Source organism: Vibrio sp. 2033 (assembly GCF_033339735.1).
Genome location: NZ_JAWOVC010000568.1, coordinates 1 through 599, shown reverse-complemented (window position 1 = coordinate 599; position 599 = coordinate 1). Strand labels below are relative to the sequence as shown.

Below are 599 nucleotides of genomic sequence, written 5' to 3'. Positions count from 1 at the left end.
ATAATGTGTTCCTTAAATGCCGATACCACGTGACATCACTTCGTGCTCTTTTCACAACAAAGAGCATCCTCATATAAATCTGATTGAGCTTTAAAATAAACAATTCATTAACAAACAAATTTAGCGGTATCACTTTTTAGTACCCAATTCGCCACACTACGAACTTTATTAAAATCGATTTGCTCAATAGACTTTGATGAACTAGCACTTAAAGACGCTACAACGAAGGATTTTGGCGTTATGAAAAAACCAAGCTACACTATCGCTCTCCCAACATATTTAGAATGAAATCTATGACCGATGCCGATATCGAACTTCAGCACCTGTGGTTAGAAATCCAAACGCAACGCTGGCAAAACGTGTCCCGTTTTTTATTCAGTTACTACTGCTATAAAAACAATTTAGTAAATAAAAACAACAAGGTTTGTTGGGAAACAGCCCGTGATGCATTGCCAGCCTCTATCAGCCTTAAAACTCGTAAACAGGCGGTTATTGAGCCTTTAGTTCCTGAAGAAACCGTGGTTGGTTTGCTCAAAGCCATCAGTAAAGATGGAGAGATGACGTGTGATGTGATGACGGCTACGCTTAACGCGTTTTTG

At 39.1% G+C, this 599-nt stretch carries 1 protein-coding gene; it reads left to right on the top strand.

The window, feature by feature from the left end:
* Positions 1-293 precede the first annotated feature (293 nt).
* The coding region (locus tag R7P74_RS27835) for a hypothetical protein (protein WP_318123902.1) at positions 294-599 on the top strand (306 nt) is incomplete at its 3' end.